Source organism: Pyxidicoccus sp. M6 (genome assembly GCF_055568925.1).
The window spans coordinates 11,226,900-11,244,007 of record NZ_CM145714.1 but is presented as its reverse complement, the minus strand read 5'-3'; the positions used below and the strand labels follow the sequence as shown (position 1 = coordinate 11,244,007).

The 17,108-nt window shown below is 71.7% G+C and carries 14 protein-coding genes; 9 read left to right on the top strand and 5 right to left on the bottom strand.

The window, feature by feature from the left end:
• Genes ACVTJA_RS44105 through ACVTJA_RS44090 form a run of 4 tightly spaced genes read left to right on the top strand, consistent with a single transcriptional unit; the run spans nt 1 to nt 4,035 of the window.
• Nucleotides 1–2,412: a molybdopterin-dependent oxidoreductase gene (locus ACVTJA_RS44105; RefSeq protein WP_465829755.1), complete on the top strand. Its 2,412-nt coding sequence runs from the start codon at nt 1–3 to the stop codon at nt 2,410–2,412.
• Nucleotides 2,409–3,218: a nitrate reductase cytochrome c-type subunit gene (locus tag ACVTJA_RS44100; RefSeq protein WP_465829754.1), complete on the top strand. Its 810-nt coding sequence runs from the start codon at nt 2,409–2,411 to the stop codon at nt 3,216–3,218. Before ACVTJA_RS44105 ends, ACVTJA_RS44100 begins: the two co-directional genes overlap by 4 nt.
• On the top strand, nt 3,215–3,715 hold the full coding sequence (locus ACVTJA_RS44095) for a 4Fe-4S dicluster domain-containing protein (protein ID WP_465829752.1): 501 nt from the start codon (nt 3,215–3,217) through the stop codon (nt 3,713–3,715). The genes ACVTJA_RS44100 and ACVTJA_RS44095 overlap by 4 nt, the downstream gene beginning before the upstream one ends.
• A complete protein-coding gene (locus ACVTJA_RS44090) occupies nt 3,712–4,035 on the top strand; it encodes a hypothetical protein (RefSeq protein ID WP_465829750.1) in 324 nt (107 codons plus the stop codon). Before ACVTJA_RS44095 ends, ACVTJA_RS44090 begins: the two co-directional genes overlap by 4 nt.
• Nucleotides 4,036–4,039: 4 nt before the next feature.
• On the opposite strand, the gene ACVTJA_RS44085 is transcribed toward ACVTJA_RS44090, so the two are convergent.
• On the bottom strand, nt 4,040–4,420 hold the full coding sequence (locus tag ACVTJA_RS44085) for a carboxymuconolactone decarboxylase family protein (RefSeq protein WP_465829749.1): 381 nt from the start codon (nt 4,418–4,420) through the stop codon (nt 4,040–4,042).
• 201 nt (nt 4,421–4,621) lie between these two features.
• On the opposite strand from ACVTJA_RS44085, the gene ACVTJA_RS44080 reads away from it, so the two are divergent.
• Both ACVTJA_RS44080 and ACVTJA_RS44075 read left to right on the top strand, forming a co-directional pair.
• On the top strand, nt 4,622–5,884 hold the full coding sequence (locus tag ACVTJA_RS44080) for a hypothetical protein (protein ID WP_465829747.1): 1,263 nt from the start codon (nt 4,622–4,624) through the stop codon (nt 5,882–5,884).
• Nucleotides 5,881–6,762, top strand: coding sequence for a hypothetical protein (locus tag ACVTJA_RS44075; protein WP_465829745.1), 882 nt, complete (start codon nt 5,881–5,883; stop codon nt 6,760–6,762). Before ACVTJA_RS44080 ends, ACVTJA_RS44075 begins: the two co-directional genes overlap by 4 nt.
• On the opposite strand, the gene ACVTJA_RS44070 is transcribed toward ACVTJA_RS44075, so the two are convergent.
• Nucleotides 6,742–7,170, bottom strand: a complete 429-nt coding sequence (locus tag ACVTJA_RS44070) for a hypothetical protein (RefSeq protein ID WP_465829744.1) — start codon at nt 7,168–7,170, stop codon at nt 6,742–6,744. The genes ACVTJA_RS44075 and ACVTJA_RS44070 overlap by 21 nt on opposite strands.
• A gap of 572 nt (nt 7,171–7,742) precedes the next feature.
• On the opposite strand from ACVTJA_RS44070, the gene ACVTJA_RS44065 reads away from it, so the two are divergent.
• From ACVTJA_RS44065 to ACVTJA_RS44055, 3 genes are read left to right on the top strand one after another with little or no spacing between them, the layout of a single operon-like run.
• Nucleotides 7,743–8,156, top strand: coding sequence for an NAD-dependent epimerase/dehydratase family protein (locus tag ACVTJA_RS44065; protein WP_465829743.1), 414 nt, complete (start codon nt 7,743–7,745; stop codon nt 8,154–8,156).
• Nucleotides 8,156–9,271, top strand: coding sequence for a CgeB family protein (locus ACVTJA_RS44060; RefSeq protein ID WP_465840657.1), 1,116 nt, complete (start codon nt 8,156–8,158; stop codon nt 9,269–9,271). Before ACVTJA_RS44065 ends, ACVTJA_RS44060 begins: the two co-directional genes overlap by 1 nt.
• A 34-nt stretch (nt 9,272–9,305) precedes the next feature.
• Nucleotides 9,306–10,604, top strand: coding sequence for a UDP-glucose dehydrogenase family protein (locus ACVTJA_RS44055; protein WP_465829741.1), 1,299 nt, complete (start codon nt 9,306–9,308; stop codon nt 10,602–10,604).
• Here the strand turns inward: ACVTJA_RS44055 and ACVTJA_RS44050 are convergent, their stop codons facing one another.
• From ACVTJA_RS44050 to ACVTJA_RS44040, 3 genes are all read right to left on the bottom strand, one after another.
• Complete coding sequence (locus ACVTJA_RS44050; protein WP_465829740.1) at nt 10,605–14,156, bottom strand: hypothetical protein; 3,552 nt, start codon at nt 14,154–14,156, stop codon at nt 10,605–10,607.
• Between the two features lie 62 nt (nt 14,157–14,218).
• On the bottom strand, nt 14,219–16,324 hold the full coding sequence (locus ACVTJA_RS44045; RefSeq protein WP_465829738.1) for a chloride channel protein: 2,106 nt from the start codon (nt 16,322–16,324) through the stop codon (nt 14,219–14,221).
• A 193-nt stretch (nt 16,325–16,517) separates the two neighbouring features.
• Nucleotides 16,518–17,102, bottom strand: coding sequence for a DUF1223 domain-containing protein (locus ACVTJA_RS44040; RefSeq protein WP_465829737.1), 585 nt, complete (start codon nt 17,100–17,102; stop codon nt 16,518–16,520).
• Nucleotides 17,103–17,108 lie beyond the last annotated feature (6 nt).

Below are 17,108 nucleotides of genomic sequence, written 5' to 3'. Positions count from 1 at the left end.
ATGGACCGGCGCGACTTCCTCAAGACGACGGCGATGACCGCGGCGACGCTGGCCGCCAGCCGGCTCGCGTATGGCCAGACGCCGGGCGCGGCGCCGTCCGCGGTGCCCTCCGCCAGCGGTGGCGTGAAGTGGGACAAGGCGCCCTGCCGCTTCTGCGGTACCGGCTGCCACGTCCAGGTGGGCGTGGAGGGCGGGAAGGTGGTGGCCATCGCCGGAGACCCGAAGGCGGAGGTGAACAAGGGTCTTCTGTGCGTGAAGGGCTACCACGTGGGGCTCGCGCTCTACGGGAGCGACCGCCTCACGCAGCCGCTGCTCCGCAAGGGCGACACGCAGGTGCCCATCTCCTGGGACGAGGCGCTGGACATCATCGCCGCGCGCATCCAGAAGGACCCGAAGGGCTTCGGCCTCTACGGCAGCGGCCAGTGGACGATTCCCGAGGGCTACGCGGCCTCCAAGTTCGTGAAGGGCGGGCTGGGCACCAACCAACTGGATGCCAACGCGCGCCTGTGCATGGCCTCGGCGGTGACGGGCTTCCTCGCCACCTATGGCGTGGACGAGCCGGCCGGCTGCTACGACGACCTGGACACCTGCGACGTGCTCATCATGTGGGGCAACAACCCCGCGGAGATGCACCCCGTCCTCTTCTCGCGCGTCATCGACCGGCGCTCGCGCGGGGAGAAGGTGACGCTCATCGACATCGGCACCCGCCGCACGCGCACCAGCGCCTTCTGCGACCACGTGCTGCGCTTCAAGCCGAACACCGACCTGGCCATCGCCTGCGGCATCGCCCACCTGCTGCTGGAGAACGGCACCTGGGACAAGGCCTTCGTCGAAAGCAACTGCGCCTTCCGCGCCCCCAGCGAGCCGGCCACGCTGCAGGGCAAGGCCATCACCTTCGAGGAGTACCGGGCGCTGCTCGCGCCGTATACGCCCGAGCACGTGGAGAAGCTTTCGGGGGTGTCCCAGCAGGACCTGCGCATGCTGGCGGGCCTGTTCGCCCGCAGGGACGTGCGCATCACCAGCCTGTGGTGCATGGGCGTCAACCAGCACACCCGCGGCACGGCGATGAACTCGCTCATCCACGGGCTGCACCTGCTCAGCGGCCACTTCGGCAGGCCGGGAGACGCGCCCACCAGCCTCACCGGGCAGCCCTCCGCGTGCGGCACGGTGCGCGAGGTGGGCACGCTCGCGCAGGCGCTGCCGGGCGGCCGCGTGGTGGCGGAGGAGAAGCACCGCCACGAGATGGAGGACCTCTGGAACGTGCCGGCGGGCCGCATCGCCGCGAAGCCGGGCTACCACACGGTGCTGATGTGGGAGCGCTTCTCCACGCCCACGGAGCAGGGCGGGGACATCCACACCGTCTGGGTGCAGGTGACCAACCCGGCCCAGACGCTGCCCAACCGCCACAAGCTGGTGGACCCCAGCCGGAAGCTCTCGGACAAGTTCCTCATCGTCTCGGACGTGTACCCCACGGAGACGACGCGCATGGCCGACCTCGTGCTGCCCTCCGCCATGTGGGTGGAGAAGAACGGCATGGTGGGCAACTCCGAGCGGCGCACCCAGCAGTGGTTCAAGATGGTGCCCCCGCCCGGCCAGGCCCGCGACGACGCCTGGCAGCTCATCGCCGTGGCGCACCGGCTCTTCGAGCGCGGCTTCGCGGGGATGAAGGACAAGGACGGCCGCTTCCTCTTCGAGGTGAAGAAGGACGGCAAGCCCGTGCCCATCTGGGACTTCGCGCACTACTACGACGTCAACGTCGACGCGCACCTCTTCGACGAGTACCGGAAGTCGACGCGCCTCAAGCACAAGGACCTGGCGCCCTACGAGGAATACGTGAAGGCGCGCGGGCTGCGCTGGCCGGTGGTGCAGCAGAAGGACGGGAGCTGGCGGGAGACGCGCTTCCGCTTCTCCGGGTTCGATGACCCGTACGTGGAGAAGGGCCGAGACATCCAGTTCTACCACTCGCCCACGCACGACGGCCGGGCGCAAATCTGGTTCAACCCGTACGAACTGCCCCCAGAGTCGCCCGACAGCGAGTTCCCCTTCTGGCTGTGCACCGGCCGCGTCATCGAGCACTGGCACTCGGGCACGATGACGATGCGCATTCCCCAGCTCCAGCGGGCCATGCCGAGCGCGTACGTGGAGATGAACCGCGCGGACGCGCGGCGCCTGGGTGTGGGCAATGGAGACGTCGTCACGGTGGAGACGCGCCGGGGCCGGTTGGATTTGCCGGTGTGGCTGGGCGGGCGCGGGGAGCCGCCGGAGGGCTCGCTCTTCGTGCCGTTCTTCGACGAGCGGTTGCTCATCAACGAGCTGACGCTCGATGAGCATGACCCGTTCTCCAAGCAGCCCGACTACAAGAAGTGCGCGGCCCGCGTGCGCAGGCGCGGAGGGAAGGAGGCTCGCGGATGAGCGGCGCTCCCCAGGGTGATGGCTCGGGTCTGCCCGCGCGCTGGCTCCACGTGGCCGCGGGCATTGCGGTGGCGCTGGCCTTCACGGGCTTCATCGCGGGCACGCGCCCCGAGCCGGAGCGCCCGGCGCCCGGTTCCGGAGCCGGTGCGCCCGCCACGTCCGAGCGCGCGCCGAGCTACCGCGAGCTGCGCGAGGCCCGGCGCGGGGACAACGCGCGGATGTACGAGGGCGCCATCGAGGCGCTGCAAGCGGGCATCGACCCGCTGAAGCCCACGGCGGTGGCGTCCCTGGAGCAGCGCGCGCTGGCCGTGGAGTCGCGCAGGGCGCACCGCGCCTATGACGGGGCGCCGCCCACCATTCCTCATGAGGTGGACCAGTCCGGGACACCGGGCTGCCTGTCCTGCCACGCGCAGGGCATGAAGCTGGGCGAGCGAATCGCGCCGCGCATCAGCCACCCGCCGTATCAGAGTTGCAATCAGTGTCATGTGGTGCAGGTGGCTCCGAAGCCGCTGGTGCCGTACCCGGACATGCCGGGCAACCGCTTCGTCGGGCGGGCTTCTTCGGGGAATGGCGCGCGCGCGTGGCCGGGGGCTCCGCCGACGATGCCGCACTCGCAGCAGATGCGCTCGGAGTGCGCTTCCTGCCATGGGCCCACGGGAAAGCCCGGGCTGCGCACGTCGCACCCGGAGCGGCAGAACTGCGTCCAGTGCCATGCGTCGTCCGCGGCGCTGGATGGGCGCGAGCCGCCGCCCGGCCTGCTGGACGCCACGCCTCCGCCGGGAGCGGTGACGAAGGAGATGCCATGAGCGCGCAGTCGGGGCTCAGCCGCCGCGCGCTGCTGGGACTCTTCAGGAGGCCGCGCGAGCACGTGGCACCTGCCGCCGTCGCTTCACCTCGCGCGCCGGAGTCGCCCGCCACAGTCGCTCCTCCCCGAGCCTCGGAGCCTCCGGCCTTTTCGCTCGAGGCGTTCTACGCGGGCCGCGCGTGCTCCGGTGAGGCCACCGTGGATGGACGCCTTCCCGTGTTCTCGCTGCGAGAGGGGCTGGCGGGAGCGCTCGAAGCCCGGCCCGCCTCCGGCTCCACGGTGCGCGTGCGGACGCAACTCTGCCTCGCCTGGCAGGGCTCCTTCTGCACCACGTGCGTGGAGCGCTGCCCCGTCGAGGGCGCCATCGTCGTCGACGCGGGCAGACCGCGAGTCGTCGCGGAGCGCTGCGACGGCTGTGGCACCTGTGTGCGCGTCTGCCCCGCCCCCATCAACGCCTTCGAGCTTCGCGCCACCGATGTCCCGGGAGTCACCCCATGAGCACCACGCTGGACACACAAGCACTCCCGGCCCTCCAGGAGTCCATCCTCGACACCGCGACGCTGGCCCGGCTCCTCAGCGACATCCAGGGGCTCGCCGTGGTGGACGAGGTCCTGCTCAAGGGCGGCTCCGTCGACATGGCCTCCTCCCAACGCCACTCCCTGGAGGACGCGATGAGCGCACTCCAGCAGGGCCAGGTGATGGGCGTGCAGGTCCGCTACCGCTACCAGGGCCAGTGCTGGTGGGACACGCTCCTGCGCGCGCCCCAGGGCATCCGGCTCGTGCGCATCTCGCCCGACGTGGCGGCCGCGAGCCGGTAGCGCGTCAGGGCTCCTCGGGCTCGGCCGCCGCGTCTCGCGAACCCGTTGCCGCAGCGGCGATGACGTCTTCAATCCACGTCATCGCCGCCGCCATCGACGGGAAGCCGATGGTGGTGAGCGCGAGCAGCGCCACCTGGCGCACGTCGTCCGGAGAGATGCCGCTGTAGATGCACTTGCGGGCGTTGCTGTGCACGCCGCCCTCGAGCCGCGCGCCCACGGCGATGGCCAGCTTCACCAGTCGCCGCTCGCGCTCGGACAGCGAGCCGGCGCCATGAATGGCGTCCCCGAGGGACTGGAAGGCACGCGCGACTTCCGGATAGCGGGCATTGACACCCCGGAACGTGTCCGGGAGCTTCATGTGGTCCTTCTCGTGCGTCTCGGCCATGGCGGCGGCTTGTAGCACGCGCGCCACCGGGCCTCAGGCCCAAGAACGGGCCGCCGTCCACAGGTGCACCGTTGCACCGTTGCACCGTGCGCGCTCGCGCAGGCCTTTCACCCGCCTCGCCGCGTGCCGCACTTCTTGCCGTGGCGACAGCCGGTGCTCCGAGGGGTGAGACGCGGCACGTGCCTTGCGTTTCCTCCCGTCATGCTCCGGCCCTTCAGCGCCTTCCCACCCGCGAGCGGACCGTCGACGACGCGCGCGTTCCTCGCCCTGTCGCTGGGGTTCTATGTCCTGGCGACCAGCCTCGGTCTGCTGCTGCGCATGTCCTTTCTCCAACCGATGCCCTGGCTGGACTTCGGCCATGCGCTGCACGCGCACTCGCACACGCTGTACTTCGGCTGGGCCGGGCTGGGCCTGCTCACCCTCGCCTACGAGCAGGTCGGCGCCAGGGGGCCTGGGCCCGTCCGGGTGCTCGCCGCGCTCGCGGTCACCTCGGGGCTCACCTTCGTGGCGTTCCTCTACGGGGGGTACTCCGCGCCGGGCATCGCCGTGTCCACGCTGGCGCTCCTCGTGTGGGCGGTGGCGGTGGGGGTGTGGTTCCGCGCGGCCCGTGGCGCCCGGGGCCTGGAGGTCCGCTTCCTGCGTGCCGGCATGGCCTATGTGGTGCTGGCCCTGGCGGGCGCCATGGTCCGGGTGGTGCTGCTCGCGTCGGGGTGGGGCACGCCCTTCCTCGCGCGGCTCTGCGTCTTCGTCTTCCTGCACGCCTTCGCCTGGTTCTTCCTCTTCACCACGCTGGCGGTGCTCATCGCGCATGCGCGAGCCCGGGGCGTCCGCGTGGACGAGAGAGGGCTGGGCGTCAGCCTGTGGGTGCTCGCGTCGACGGCGTGGCTGGGCGCGCCGCTCGGCGTGGCGGGAGGAGACGCAGGCGTGCCCGGTCTGCTCGCGCGTGGCGCCGCGTGGGTGGGCATCGCCGCCGGCCTCGTCTGGGTCCGCGCCTTGTGGCGCATGGCGCGCGAGCTCACCGGCAGCACCGCGGTGGCCTTCCGCTGCCTGTCGGCCTGGTATGGGCTGAAGCTGACGATGGAGGCCGCGGGGGCCCTGGGGCTCGCCACGTGGGCGGCGCAGGCGCGGCAACCCGTCATCCTCTACCTGCACGTGGTGCTCGTCGGCTTCGTCAGCCTCGGCCTCCTCGTTCCGCTGCTGGCGAGGCTGGGAAGGCCGCTGTCGCGAAGCCTGATGCTGCACAACGCGGGGCTGCTGGTCATGGCGAGCGGGCTTGCGCTGCTGAGCGCGGGAACGGGAGGCCTCGCCTGGGCGGCCGCGTGGCTTCCCCGGGGATACACGCTCGCCGCGCTCGGCGCGGTGCTCATCGTCCTCGCGGGCGTCCTCGGACTGTGGGGGATGGCACGCGGGGCGTCATTCGCGCTACGAGAGGAGGCCGTTTCCCGTTGCCGGAGCACCGTGTGACCGAGCTACCTCTTCCGAAGGAGCGCCACCTCCAACCCTACGCGGCCTCGACGTGGGGGAAGGTCCTCTGGTGGGGCCTGGCGGCCATCCTCTTCGTGTTCTTCTACAACTCCTTCGCCCAGGGCCAGGGCGCGCCCCGCGAGAGCCTTGGCACGGGCTTCTACGTCACCCTGATGGGAGTGACGTTCCTGGGGCTGTTCACCTTCTTCTACCTGCGGATACGCCGGTGGGCGACGACCTACAACCGCGGCGTCTCCTTCTCCGGCGCGGGGAACGAGCGGGGTGCGGCGGATTGCTTCGAGGATGCCGCGCGGCGGAGCACCAATGCCATCCAGCGCTCGGTCTCCGTCGCCATGCTCGGACATTGCCTGCTCGCGCTGGGGGAGCCCGCCCGGGCCCTCGAGATGTTCGGCACCGCTGAGCGCTCTCGGAACCTGAAGCGCGGACTGCCCGCCGCGCACCGGTGGATGCCCAACCTGATTGCCTCCTGCTACGCCGTGCTGGGCGACACGGCCTCCGCGCGGGCGTGGCTGGAGGAGGGGCGCAAGCGGCTCGGTGACACGCCGCCCATGTACGCGCTGCTTCCGGAGGTCATCGTCCTGTGCCGCGAGGGGCATCACGCGGTGGCGGTGAAGACGCTCGACTCCCGGTGGGCGGAGGCGGATGCATCGGGCGGGCGGGACGTCCGCCGGCTCAAGCTGCTCAGGGCCTTCGCGCTGGACGCGCAGGATGCATCCACGCATGCGGCGACCATCAACGACGCGCTGGCCGCGACCCAGCCCGTGCGCCCCGGCGACTTCGAGATGCTCACCGCGCGCTGGCCGGAGCTGCGCGCCTTCATGGAGCGCCGGGGGCTCTCAGCGGCCCACGCCGCTTGAGCGCAGGAAGAGGGCGACGGCGCCTCCGATGAGGAGGCTCCACACGGCCAGCGCCAGCAGCGCGTGGCGCCGGGCCTGACGCAGGGGCCAGTCCGCGGACCAGGCCAGCTCGCCCCTCCGGATGCGCCGCCGCTGCCGCCACGTCAGCGTGAGCGCCACCAGTGCCAGCGGTGGGAACACCCACGCCAGTGTCGCGAGCAGTCGCACCAGCTCCACGCTCCATTGACGGTCCTCGGTGGCTTCGACGGGCCGCCGCGCGCACGCCGCGCACCACACCGAGCCCGCCACGCTGCACACGCACTCCAGGCACGCGAACGTGCCGCAGCGGGCACACACCGCCAGCGCCAGGGCCACCGGGTGCAGGCCGCACCGCGCGCCTTCCCTGAGCTGTCCTGCTGACACGCCCACCCGGCCTTCCATCCGCGCCAGCCTATACAGGCTCTCGCGAGGCCGTCAGGGTGGCGTTGCCGCGCCGGTGGAATGCGGAGATGGAGCACGACCCGCGAAGCGAGCCCCGCTGCGAGTCCGCGGGGAGGGTGCCGGAACCCGGGCGCGACAGCACTCGCCCCGGAGTGCCAGACGCGCGTCGTTTCCCCCTACGGCCACGGTACGGGCCCCGTGTCGGCTGATGGTTGGAGCGCGCGTGCGCGGACCTGGTGCGCGGAAAGCGTCGACCCGCGTCCCACTTCGTACCCGTGCCGCATATCCCGCGCTGCTTCTCGTGTGAGGTGTCGCGCACCTGTTCGGACCCCTCCGACACCCCAGGTCACCCCGTCAAAGGGTGACGTGTGAGGTGCGTTCGCCAGTGCTCGCGGGACCGGCACGCGAGCAGGGAGGCGGCGTGGCATGGCACTCCCCGGCCGATCGGCCGCGACCTACGTTGCCCACGCGAGCCCGGGGCTCGGTCATGAGGTCGCTCTACTACCTGAGTACAACATCCGCGCGCGGCGGCCTCCGGTCCTGACGGCGTCGGAGGGGCAATGAAGAGCAAGCAGATTCTGATTACTGGCGGAGCCGGCTTCATCGGCTCGTACCTGGCGGACCAGCTCATCGACCAGGGCCACCGCGTCCGCGTGCTCGACTGCCTCCTCCCTCAAGTCCACGGCGAGGCGCGAGCCCGTCCGGCCCATCTGAACCCGGAGGTGGAATTGCACGTGGGTGACGTGCGCGACGCGGAGGCGGTGCGACATGCCCCGCGGGGCGTGGACGCCGTCTACCACTTCGCGGCCGCCGTCGGCCGCTCGCTGGACGCGGAGCGCGCGCGGGCCATGGGGCAGGCTGCTCGCAGGCGCGTGCTGGCCGAGCACACGTATGCGCACCGTGCGGTGCAGGTGGAGCAGGTGCTGGGCTACCGGGCGCCGAAGCGCGCGGGCGCGCTGGAGGGGGTGGCGTGATGGAGGCCCAGCGCATGCGCATCGTCATCCTCGGCCTGTCGATTACGTCGTCGTGGGGCAACGGCCACGCCACCACCTTCCGCGGGCTCGTGCGCGAGTTGGTGCGCCGGGGGCACGACGTGCTCTTCCTGGAGCGGGATGTGCCCTGGTACGCGGCCAACCGAGACATGCCCCGGCCGCCGTGGGGCCGCACGGAGCTGTACGACGACCTGGTGGAGCTGCGTGCCCGCTTCACGCCGGACGTGCGCGACGCGGACCTGGTGATGGTGGGCTCGTACGTGCCGCAGGGCGTGGAGGTGGGCCGCTGGGTGCAGGCCACCACGCGCGGGCTCCCCGCCTTCTATGACATCGACACGCCGGTGACGCTGGCGAAGCTGGCTCGCAACGACTTCGAGTACCTCTCGCCGGACCTCATCCCCGGCTACCGGCTCTACCTGTCCTTCACCGGCGGGCCCACGCTGCGGCGAATCGAGCGAGAGCTGGGCTCACCCGCCGCGCGCCCGCTCTACTGCAGCGTGGACCCGGAGCTGTACCAGCCCCGGCCCTGCGCCGTGAGCTGGGACCTGGGCTACCTGGGCACGTACAGCGCGGACCGGCAGCCCACGCTGGAGCGGCTGATGCTGGAGGCCGCGCTCGTCTGGAGGGGCGGGCGCTTCGTCATCGCCGGCCCTCAGTACCCGGCGGTGGTGCGGTGGCCCTCCAACGTGGAGCGGGTGGAGCACCTGCCGCCGCCCCAGCACCCGGACTTCTACTGCTCGCAGCGCTTCACGCTGAACGTCACGCGCGCGGACATGGTGCTGGCGGGGTACTCGCCCAGCGTGCGCCTCTTCGAGGCCGCCGCGTGCGGGGTGCCCATCATCAGCGACGCGTGGAACGGGCTGGAGAGCGTCTTCGTGCCGGGGGAGGAAATCCTCGTGGCGCGCACGGCGAAGGACACGCTCGGTTACCTCCGGGACTTGTCGGAGGAGGACCGGCGCGCGCTGGGCGCGAAGGCCCGTGCGCGGGTGCTGGCCGAGCACACGGCGGCCCATCGGGCCCTGGCCGTGGAGCAGTACGCCCGCGAGGCCAGCAGTGGGGCCGCGGCGGGGACTCCGGTGGAAAGGCTCTTCGTGTAGTGCGGCATGCAGTGGAAGTAACTGGGGGGACGTCATGAAGATCGCGGTGGTGGGTACGGGGTACGTGGGGCTCGTGGCGGGGACGTGCTTCGCGGAGTCGGGGAACGAGGTCACCTGCGTGGACGTGGACACGCGCAAGGTGAAGGCGCTCCAGGAGGGACAGGTCCCCATCTACGAACCGGGGTTGGAGGAGTTGCTGCACCGCAATGCCGCCGCGCGCCGGCTGCAGTTCACCACCGACCTGGCGAAGGCGGTGGCGCCCGCGCAGGTGGTCTTCATCGCCGTGGGGACGCCGGAAGGGGAGAGCGGTGACGCGGACCTCCAGTATGTGCTCTCCGCCGCCGAGGAGATTGGCCGGGCGATGAAGCAGTACACGGTGGTGGTGGACAAGAGCACCGTGCCGGTGGGCACGGCCGACAAGGTGCGCGAGAGCATCCGCGCGGTGACGGACGTGGAGTTCGACGTCGTCTCCAACCCCGAGTTCCTCAAGGAGGGCGCGGCGCTGGAGGACTTCCTCAAGCCGGACCGCGTCGTCATCGGCACCACGTCCGAGCGGGCACGCAAGGTGATGGGCCAGCTCTACGCGCCCTTCGTGCGCACGGAGAACCCCATCCTCTACATGGACACGCGCTCGGCGGAGCTGACGAAGTACGCGGCCAACGCGATGCTGGCCACGCGCATCTCCTTCATGAATGACGTGGCCGCGCTCTGCGAGAAGGTGGGCGCGGACGTGGAATACGTGCGCAAGGGCATGGGCGCGGACAAGCGCATCGGCTACCCGTTCCTCCACCCGGGCTGCGGCTATGGCGGCTCGTGCTTCCCCAAGGACGTGAAGGCGCTGGTGGCCACGGCGCGCGAGTTCGGCCTGGAGCTGGACTTGCTGCGCGCGGTGGAGCGCACCAACGCGCGGCAGAAGCGCTCGTTGCTGGCGAAGGCGCTGAAGCACTTCGGCGATTTGGCGGACCGCACGTTCGCGGTGTGGGGCCTGGCCTTCAAGCCGAAGACGGACGACATGCGCGAGGCCCCCGCGGTGGAGCTCATCGAGGGCCTGTTGGGCAAGGGTGCCCGGGTGCAGGTGCATGACCCCGTCGCCGCGAAGGTGGCGGAGCGCTACTTCGGCAACCGGGTGCTGTACGCGCCGTCGGGCTACGCGGCGGCGGAGGGCGCGGAGGGCCTCTTCCTCGTCACCGAGTGGAACGAGTTCCGCAGGCCGGACCTGCGGAAGCTCAAGAGCCTCATGAAGGGGCACGTCATCTTCGACGGCCGCAACATCTTCGACCCGGTGCAGGTGAAGGAGGAGGGCTTCTCCTACTACGGCATCGGGCGCTCGTAATCAGGCGGGCTTCGCGACCATCTCCCGAGGAGGGAAGATTGCCTGCGCGGCGCCGGACACCAGTGCGGAGTCATCCGTCTGGTACCGGGCCAGCCGCGCCAGCCGCTCCGGCGTCCACCCGCGACCCGGAGCGGCGTCGCGAACGAGGCACCACACGGCCACGCGGCGCGCATCCGCGCTGGGGCTCGTGGTGAGCCGCGCCTCCACGGCCTCCAGCTCCACGGCGGGAATCGTGTCCACCAGGGCACGGCACGCCTCCAGCGCGTCCGAGTGCAGGTGGCCCTCCTCACCCATCTGCGCCACCCGCGCGGCCCACTTCACCGCGTTCATCGCCGCGCCCGCGCACTTCACGCGCAGCGGCGCCAGCCGGGCGTCCTTCGACAGCACGCGCTCCGCCGCGCTCGCCGCCTGCATGTAGCTGGCCCGCGACTTCACGTTCAGCGCCAGCAACTGACTCAAGGCCACGGTCAACGCGCGCCGGTCCGAAGACACCGCGTCCAGCATGCCCTCCAGTCGCTCCAAATCCCGTTCGTCGGACCGGTGGAGGATGGCACGCATGGCCGCGGACACCTCGTCGTCATACGGCGAGGCCAGCCGCGTTCCGCAGGCGGACAGGAACGTGCGCTCGACGTCCTTCACGGCGAGATACGCCGCGCGCTGCAGCAGGTCGATGCGGGCCTCCGCCTCGGGCCGGCGCAGCACGCGCCCCAGCAGCGCGGACAGCTTCCGGTCCGACGCCTCCGTGAGCCGGTCCGCGGGAATGTCACCCAGGCGCGAGGCCATGACCCAGTCCGTCCCGTCCACCGCGCGGGCGAGGACGGCCCACGTCGGCTCGCGGTCCAGGTGGTCCCACAGCGCGCGCAGCATGGCGATGCGCACGTCGCGGTGCAGCGACATGCCATCCAGCTCCAGCAGCCGCGCGTAGGCGGCGTCCGAGCGCAGCTCACCGAGCAGGCGCACCACCTCCTTGGCCACGGTGACCTTCGTCAGCGGCACGCCGGACAGCAGTGACAGCACGCGCGAGGGCGGCATGCCATTGAAGGCGCGGCGCAGGCCGTAGATGGCGATGCGCGCGCGAGCATCCTCCAGGCACCGCAGCAGCGTGGGCACGCCCTGGCCCTGGTCACACCGGGCCATGACGCGCATGGCCTTCTCCTGCACGACGGGCCGCGAGTCATCCGCGAGCGAGCACAGCTTCTCCATGGGCGCCCAGTCGATGGCCGCCAGCAGCGCGGTGGCCCACAGCAGCGTGGGCGTGTCGCGCTCGCTGTCCTCGAACATCCGCCCCACCGCGTGCGAGTACGTCGCGCTCTGCTCCGCCGTCCACCGGAAGAAGCCGTCGCCGAAGGACAGCAGCCAGCCCGTCTTCCCCGTCGCGAAGCGGCCGGTGATGACGGGGGCGCTCAGGTAGGGCGTGAGCAAATCCTGCCGCCGGCGGTGCAGGTAGTGGTGGACCACGGGGAAGCAGATGACGCTGGCGTCCGCCTTCAGCAGCGCGGGCAGCAGCCGGTCGAAGGCGCGCCAGTCCTTCTTCCACAGCACGGTGAGCGCGGAGTGCGACTCCTTGCCCAGCCGCAGCGCCACGCGCTCCAGGCCCGAGGCGAGCTCGAAGTGGAAGGGCTCGCCGTCCTCCTGCGACGACGCCAGCGAGATGATTTCCGAGTGCCAGCCGCGGTCGTACCAGCGCCGCACCGTGGTGCCCAGCGTCGCCTCGAAGCGCTCGCGGGCGTGCTCGGACATCCACCGGCTGATGCCCAGCGCCAGCGAGGACCAGGGCGTCTCGTCGCGGACGCCCACGAGCAGCTCCGTCAGGCCGGGCACCAGGGACACCCGCTCGCCCAGGCTCTCCACCAACTGGAGCAACGGGACGCCACTCTCGCGCCGTGCCCAGGACTTCGCGATGTCGAGGATGTGGGGCGCGGCGGTGGACACCTCGTCGTCGAAGAGCTGCTCGCCCAGCCGGCGGTTGACGAGGTTGCCGCGCTCCTTCATGAGCGTGGCCAGCCACGTCGCGCCCCAGGCGGAGTCTCTCCCGAAGACGCGCAGCAGCAGCGACTCCGCGAGCTCCGCCGTCGCGTACGAGAGGTCCGCCGCGTCGAGCGCGTCGCGCAGCATCCGCCCCACGGCCTCGGTGTGCTCGCGGCGCCACACGCGGCGGGGCCACTTCACGAGCGCGCCCAGCATGGCCCCGCGCACCGGGTCCTGCTCGTTCTTGCGAGCGAGCACCAGGGGCAGGGCGCGGTCCACCAGGGCCGTGTCGTCGGGGCGCAGGCCAGGGATGGCCAGCAGCGTGGCCAGGGCCGCGCCGCGCGTGTCGCCCTCGGGGTGGCCCAGGTAGGACTGGAGGACGGACTGCGCCTCGTCCCAGGGCAGCAGGCGCGCGTAGGGCATGCGCTGCTGGGGCCGGGTGCCCAGGGCCACCACCTCTTGCAGATGGCGGCGTGCCTCGCGCTCGCGGAGCTCGCGGGGAAGGGCGCGCAGCAGGTCCAGGGCAATGACGCCGTCCTTGTTGCGCGCGGCGACGCTCCAGCGCGCGTACACGCGGTCCCTCACCTGCGCGTCGGGGATGGAGCGCAGCAGCTCCACGCCCCAGTCGGGCGCCACGTCCACGGCGGCGCACCACGCGTCCACGACGGTGCGGCGCGCGGACTCGGAGAGGCGGGGGAGCAGCAGCTTCGCGTTGCCCAGCGAGGCGGGGGCCGTGCGGACGAGCCACGCGAGCGACTCCACGCTCAGGCGCGGGGCCGAGCGGGCGAACAGCTTCCAGAAGGCGGTGGCGTGCGCATGGCGCTGCAGCAGCTTCAGCGCGGCCTCGGGCCTGTGCATCGCGAGCCAGTTCCAGGCCGCGCCGTCCGGAACGATTCGACGGGAGAGCAGCAGCTCGAACAGCTCCAGCGCCGCCTCGGGCGCCTGGTCCGCGATGCGGGGCAGGAAGATGTTGAGGTGCATGCGCGTGACGGGGTCGGGCTCACCGGGCACGGCGCGCAGTTGCTCGGCGAGCACCTCCGCGAGGATGTCGGGCGCGTAGCGCGCCAGCCGGTTCCAGAAGCGCAAGCTGGGCTTCTCCAGCGCGCGGGCGAGGTGCTTGCGGATGGCACCGGGCGTCCCCAGGGGCACGGCGTCCGCGAAGTCGGGCACGCTCTCGCGCGAGGCGAGCCAGTCCAGGTACGCGTCGATGACGCCCAGGCGCTCCTGCCGCACGAGGCCCCGCAGGATGGCGCCCTCGCGGCGCATGGCGTAGGCCATCTTCAGGGCCTCCAGCGCCTGCGTGTCGTCACAGGCCAGGGGCACCAGGCGGAAGGCCAGCGAGCGGATGCGGCTGGATGCGTCGGACGTGGCGGAGAGCACGTGGGCGCCGTCGCGCCGGGTGAACTGCGCGACGAGGGCCAGCCGTCGCTCGTAGGCGTCTCCCCGGGAGAGTCCTTCCAACGCGGTGCTCACCCCCGGGTCCGTCGGTGCGAGGCGGCCCAGCTCCACCATGCGGCGGACGCGGGCGGTGTGGTGGGTGGAGGACAGCTCGGCACGCAGTTCGGGGAGGCGAGTCTCTCGCATGGCGCGAAGGATGCCCGGCCCTTCGCGTTCCTGACAAACCGTGCCCCGTCAGGACGGGTGACTCAGTGCGCCGCCTCGGTGGGGCTGACGGGGTAGTCCCCCTTCGCGTGGGCCTGCGTGTGCTGGGCGAAGAGGAACCGCCGCACGGCGCCGCGGGTGAGCAGCCCGCACGTGGGGCTGCCCGGCGGCGTGGTGACGGGCAGTGCGTCCACGTCCTCCTGGTCCATGACTCGCAGCGCGTGGGCCAGGTCCTGGTCGGGCGACAGCAGAGGCAGCTTGCGCGCCAGGTCGCTCGCCACCAGCAGCGGGTACATGGACTCGTCGCGCCACACCTCGCGAAGGTGCTCCACCTGCACGGTGCCGTACACCTGGCCGGCGGTGTCGAGCACGGGCAGGGCGCCCGCCTCCGAGGTGAGGAGCAAATCCGCCAGCGGGCGCAGCGGCGTGCCCGCGGGGACGGGGGGCAGGTTCACCATGAGCTGGCGCACCGGCGTGCCCTCCAGCAAATCGGTGTCGCTCTGCACCTTCGGCGCCTTGCGCTCGGTGAGGTAGTGGCAGAGCGCGGAGGCGATGGTGCACGTCACCATCAGCGGGAGGATGATGTCGTGATTCCCGCTCAGCTCGTAGAGCATCATCATGCCGGTGAGCGGTCCGCGGTTGAGCGCTGCCACGGCGCCGCCCATGCCGACGAGCGCGTAGGCGCCGCTGGGCCCGGTGCTGGACGGGAAGAAGTAGTGCACCACCGTGCCGAAAGCGCCGCCGAGCATGGCGCCGTAGACGGCCGTGGGGAAGAAGGTGCCGCCCGAGCCGCCCGAGCCGATGGTGAGCGCGGTGGCCACCACCTTCAGGACGCACGCGGTGACGAGGAAGAGGAGGGGCAGCCGGCCCACGGCGGCCAGGTTGATGAAGTCGTGCCCGCTGCCCCACACCGCGGGGCTGAGGAAGGCCAGCACGCCCGCGCACAGCCCGCCCAGGCCCGCGCGCTGGTAGAGCGGCCGCCGGGCCAGCCACGGCGACAGCCGGCCTCCACCGTGTCCGTGGAAGAAGTGCTCCACGCCGTGCAGGAGCCGCACGAAGGTGAAGGCCAGCAGGCCGCAGCCGATGCCCAGCCCCGCGTAGGCCAGCACCTCGCTGCCGGAGACGAGCTCATACGGGACGCGGCGGAGCATGGGCGCCTCGCCGAGCACGCCCTGGCTGACGAGGGTGCCCGCCACGCTGGCGAGGATGATGGGCGAGAAGACGCGCAGCTCGAACTCGCGCAGGATGATTTCCATCGCGAACACCGCGCCGGCGATGGGGGCGTTGAAGGACGCGGAGATGCCCGCGCCCGCGCCGCACGCCAGGAGGATGGAGAGCTCCTTGCGGCTGAAGCCGAGCACGCGGCCCACGGTGGAGGCGAACGCCGCGCCGCCATAGACGATGGGGCCCTCGCGTCCGGCGGAGCCGCCGCTGCCAATCGTTATCGCGGAGGCCACCAGCTTGAGGAGGCCGCGGTCCGCGGGCACCACGTTGGCGCCGCTCTTCACCGCGCGCACCACCTCCGGCACGCCGTGGCCGTGCGTCTCCGGCCTGTCGCGCAACAGCCGGCCCACCGCCATGCCGCCCAGCGTGGGGGCCAGCAGCATCAGCCACCAGGGCAGGTCCTCCAGCGTCTCGGGGAGGTTGTGCGAGTGGCCGAACACGCTGTTGAGCGCGGCCAGGGCGACGAGCGGGTAGTAGAGCGACAGCGCGCCCAGCGTCAGGAGGGACAAGAGCCGCAGCCGGCGCTTCACCTCGTCGCGGGGGCCGCCAGGCTGGATGAAGTGGGCGATGGCGAGCGCGGCCAGCGCCAGCGGCGCGCCGACGATGGCGTACTCCAGATGCCAGCGCGCCGAGGTGAACGCCTCCATCAGCGTGCGGAACTGGCCCCGGCGCAGCGTGTGCGTCAGCTCGGCGGCACCGAAGGTGAGCCCGCTCATCAGGCCGATGAGGTTGGCGAAGATGCCCGCTGCCAGTCCGCTGTAGAGCCCCACCACCGCGCCCGCCACCGGAAGCACCGAGGGCCCCGGGAGTCGCAGCCGGTTGGACGCCTGGAGGAGGTCGTGTACCAGCCGGCTCGTGACGGCGCGAAGACGCTCCCACCATGCGCGCCGCTGCGCCGCGCTGGATATGAGGACAGCGGGTTTCATTGGGGCTCCCACTAATCAGGCCCGGGCTGTGGCTTCAAGTGCCGTGAGTGGGTTGTCTGGCGGGTGGCACTCCACGCCGGGTGTGGGGCGCGCGCACGTCTGGAGAGCAGGCGGGCGTGCCAGGGACTGGAGGGCCGGAAGGTGGACGAGGGCGCCGTCGCGGCGGGACTTCCTCTCCAGTCGCGCCCCTTCTCTACGGATTCGGAGAGAGCGTCACCACCGCCGCGTGCTCCAGCGTGTGGCCGGTGTTCTCCCCTCGTGTCACCCGGGAGGACAGGCCGTTCTCGGTGAGCGCGGCCCACAGCTCGGTGTCCGCGGGCGGCGCCGCGTCGAGCCGCACGGTGAGCACCGCCGCATCCCCGTCCACACGTGCGCTGACCCGCAGAGGCACCTTGGCCTGCTTCGCGGCGGAGGCGGCCTGCTCGCGCGCCTTCGCCTCATCGCCCACGAAGCTGCGCTCCCCATCCACCACCATCTGCGGCGTGTAGACGCTGTTGTCGTCCCCATTGAGCGCATAGCGCCGCTGTCGAGCGCTGTAGGCGGGCGAGGCGAACGGGTCCTTCCACCCGAGGTCGTCCCAGTAGTCCACGTGGAATGCCAGCGGGATGAGCTCCACGCCCTCCTCCGGCTGGGCCCGAGCGAGCCGCGCCAGCGCGGCGTCAGCGGGTGGACAGCTCGAGCAGCCCTCGGAGGTGAACAGCTCCACCACGACGGGCGTACGGGAGACGGGCGCGGCGGTGAGCAGCACCAGCGGCAGGGCGAGGAGCGCGGAGGTCATGCTCCG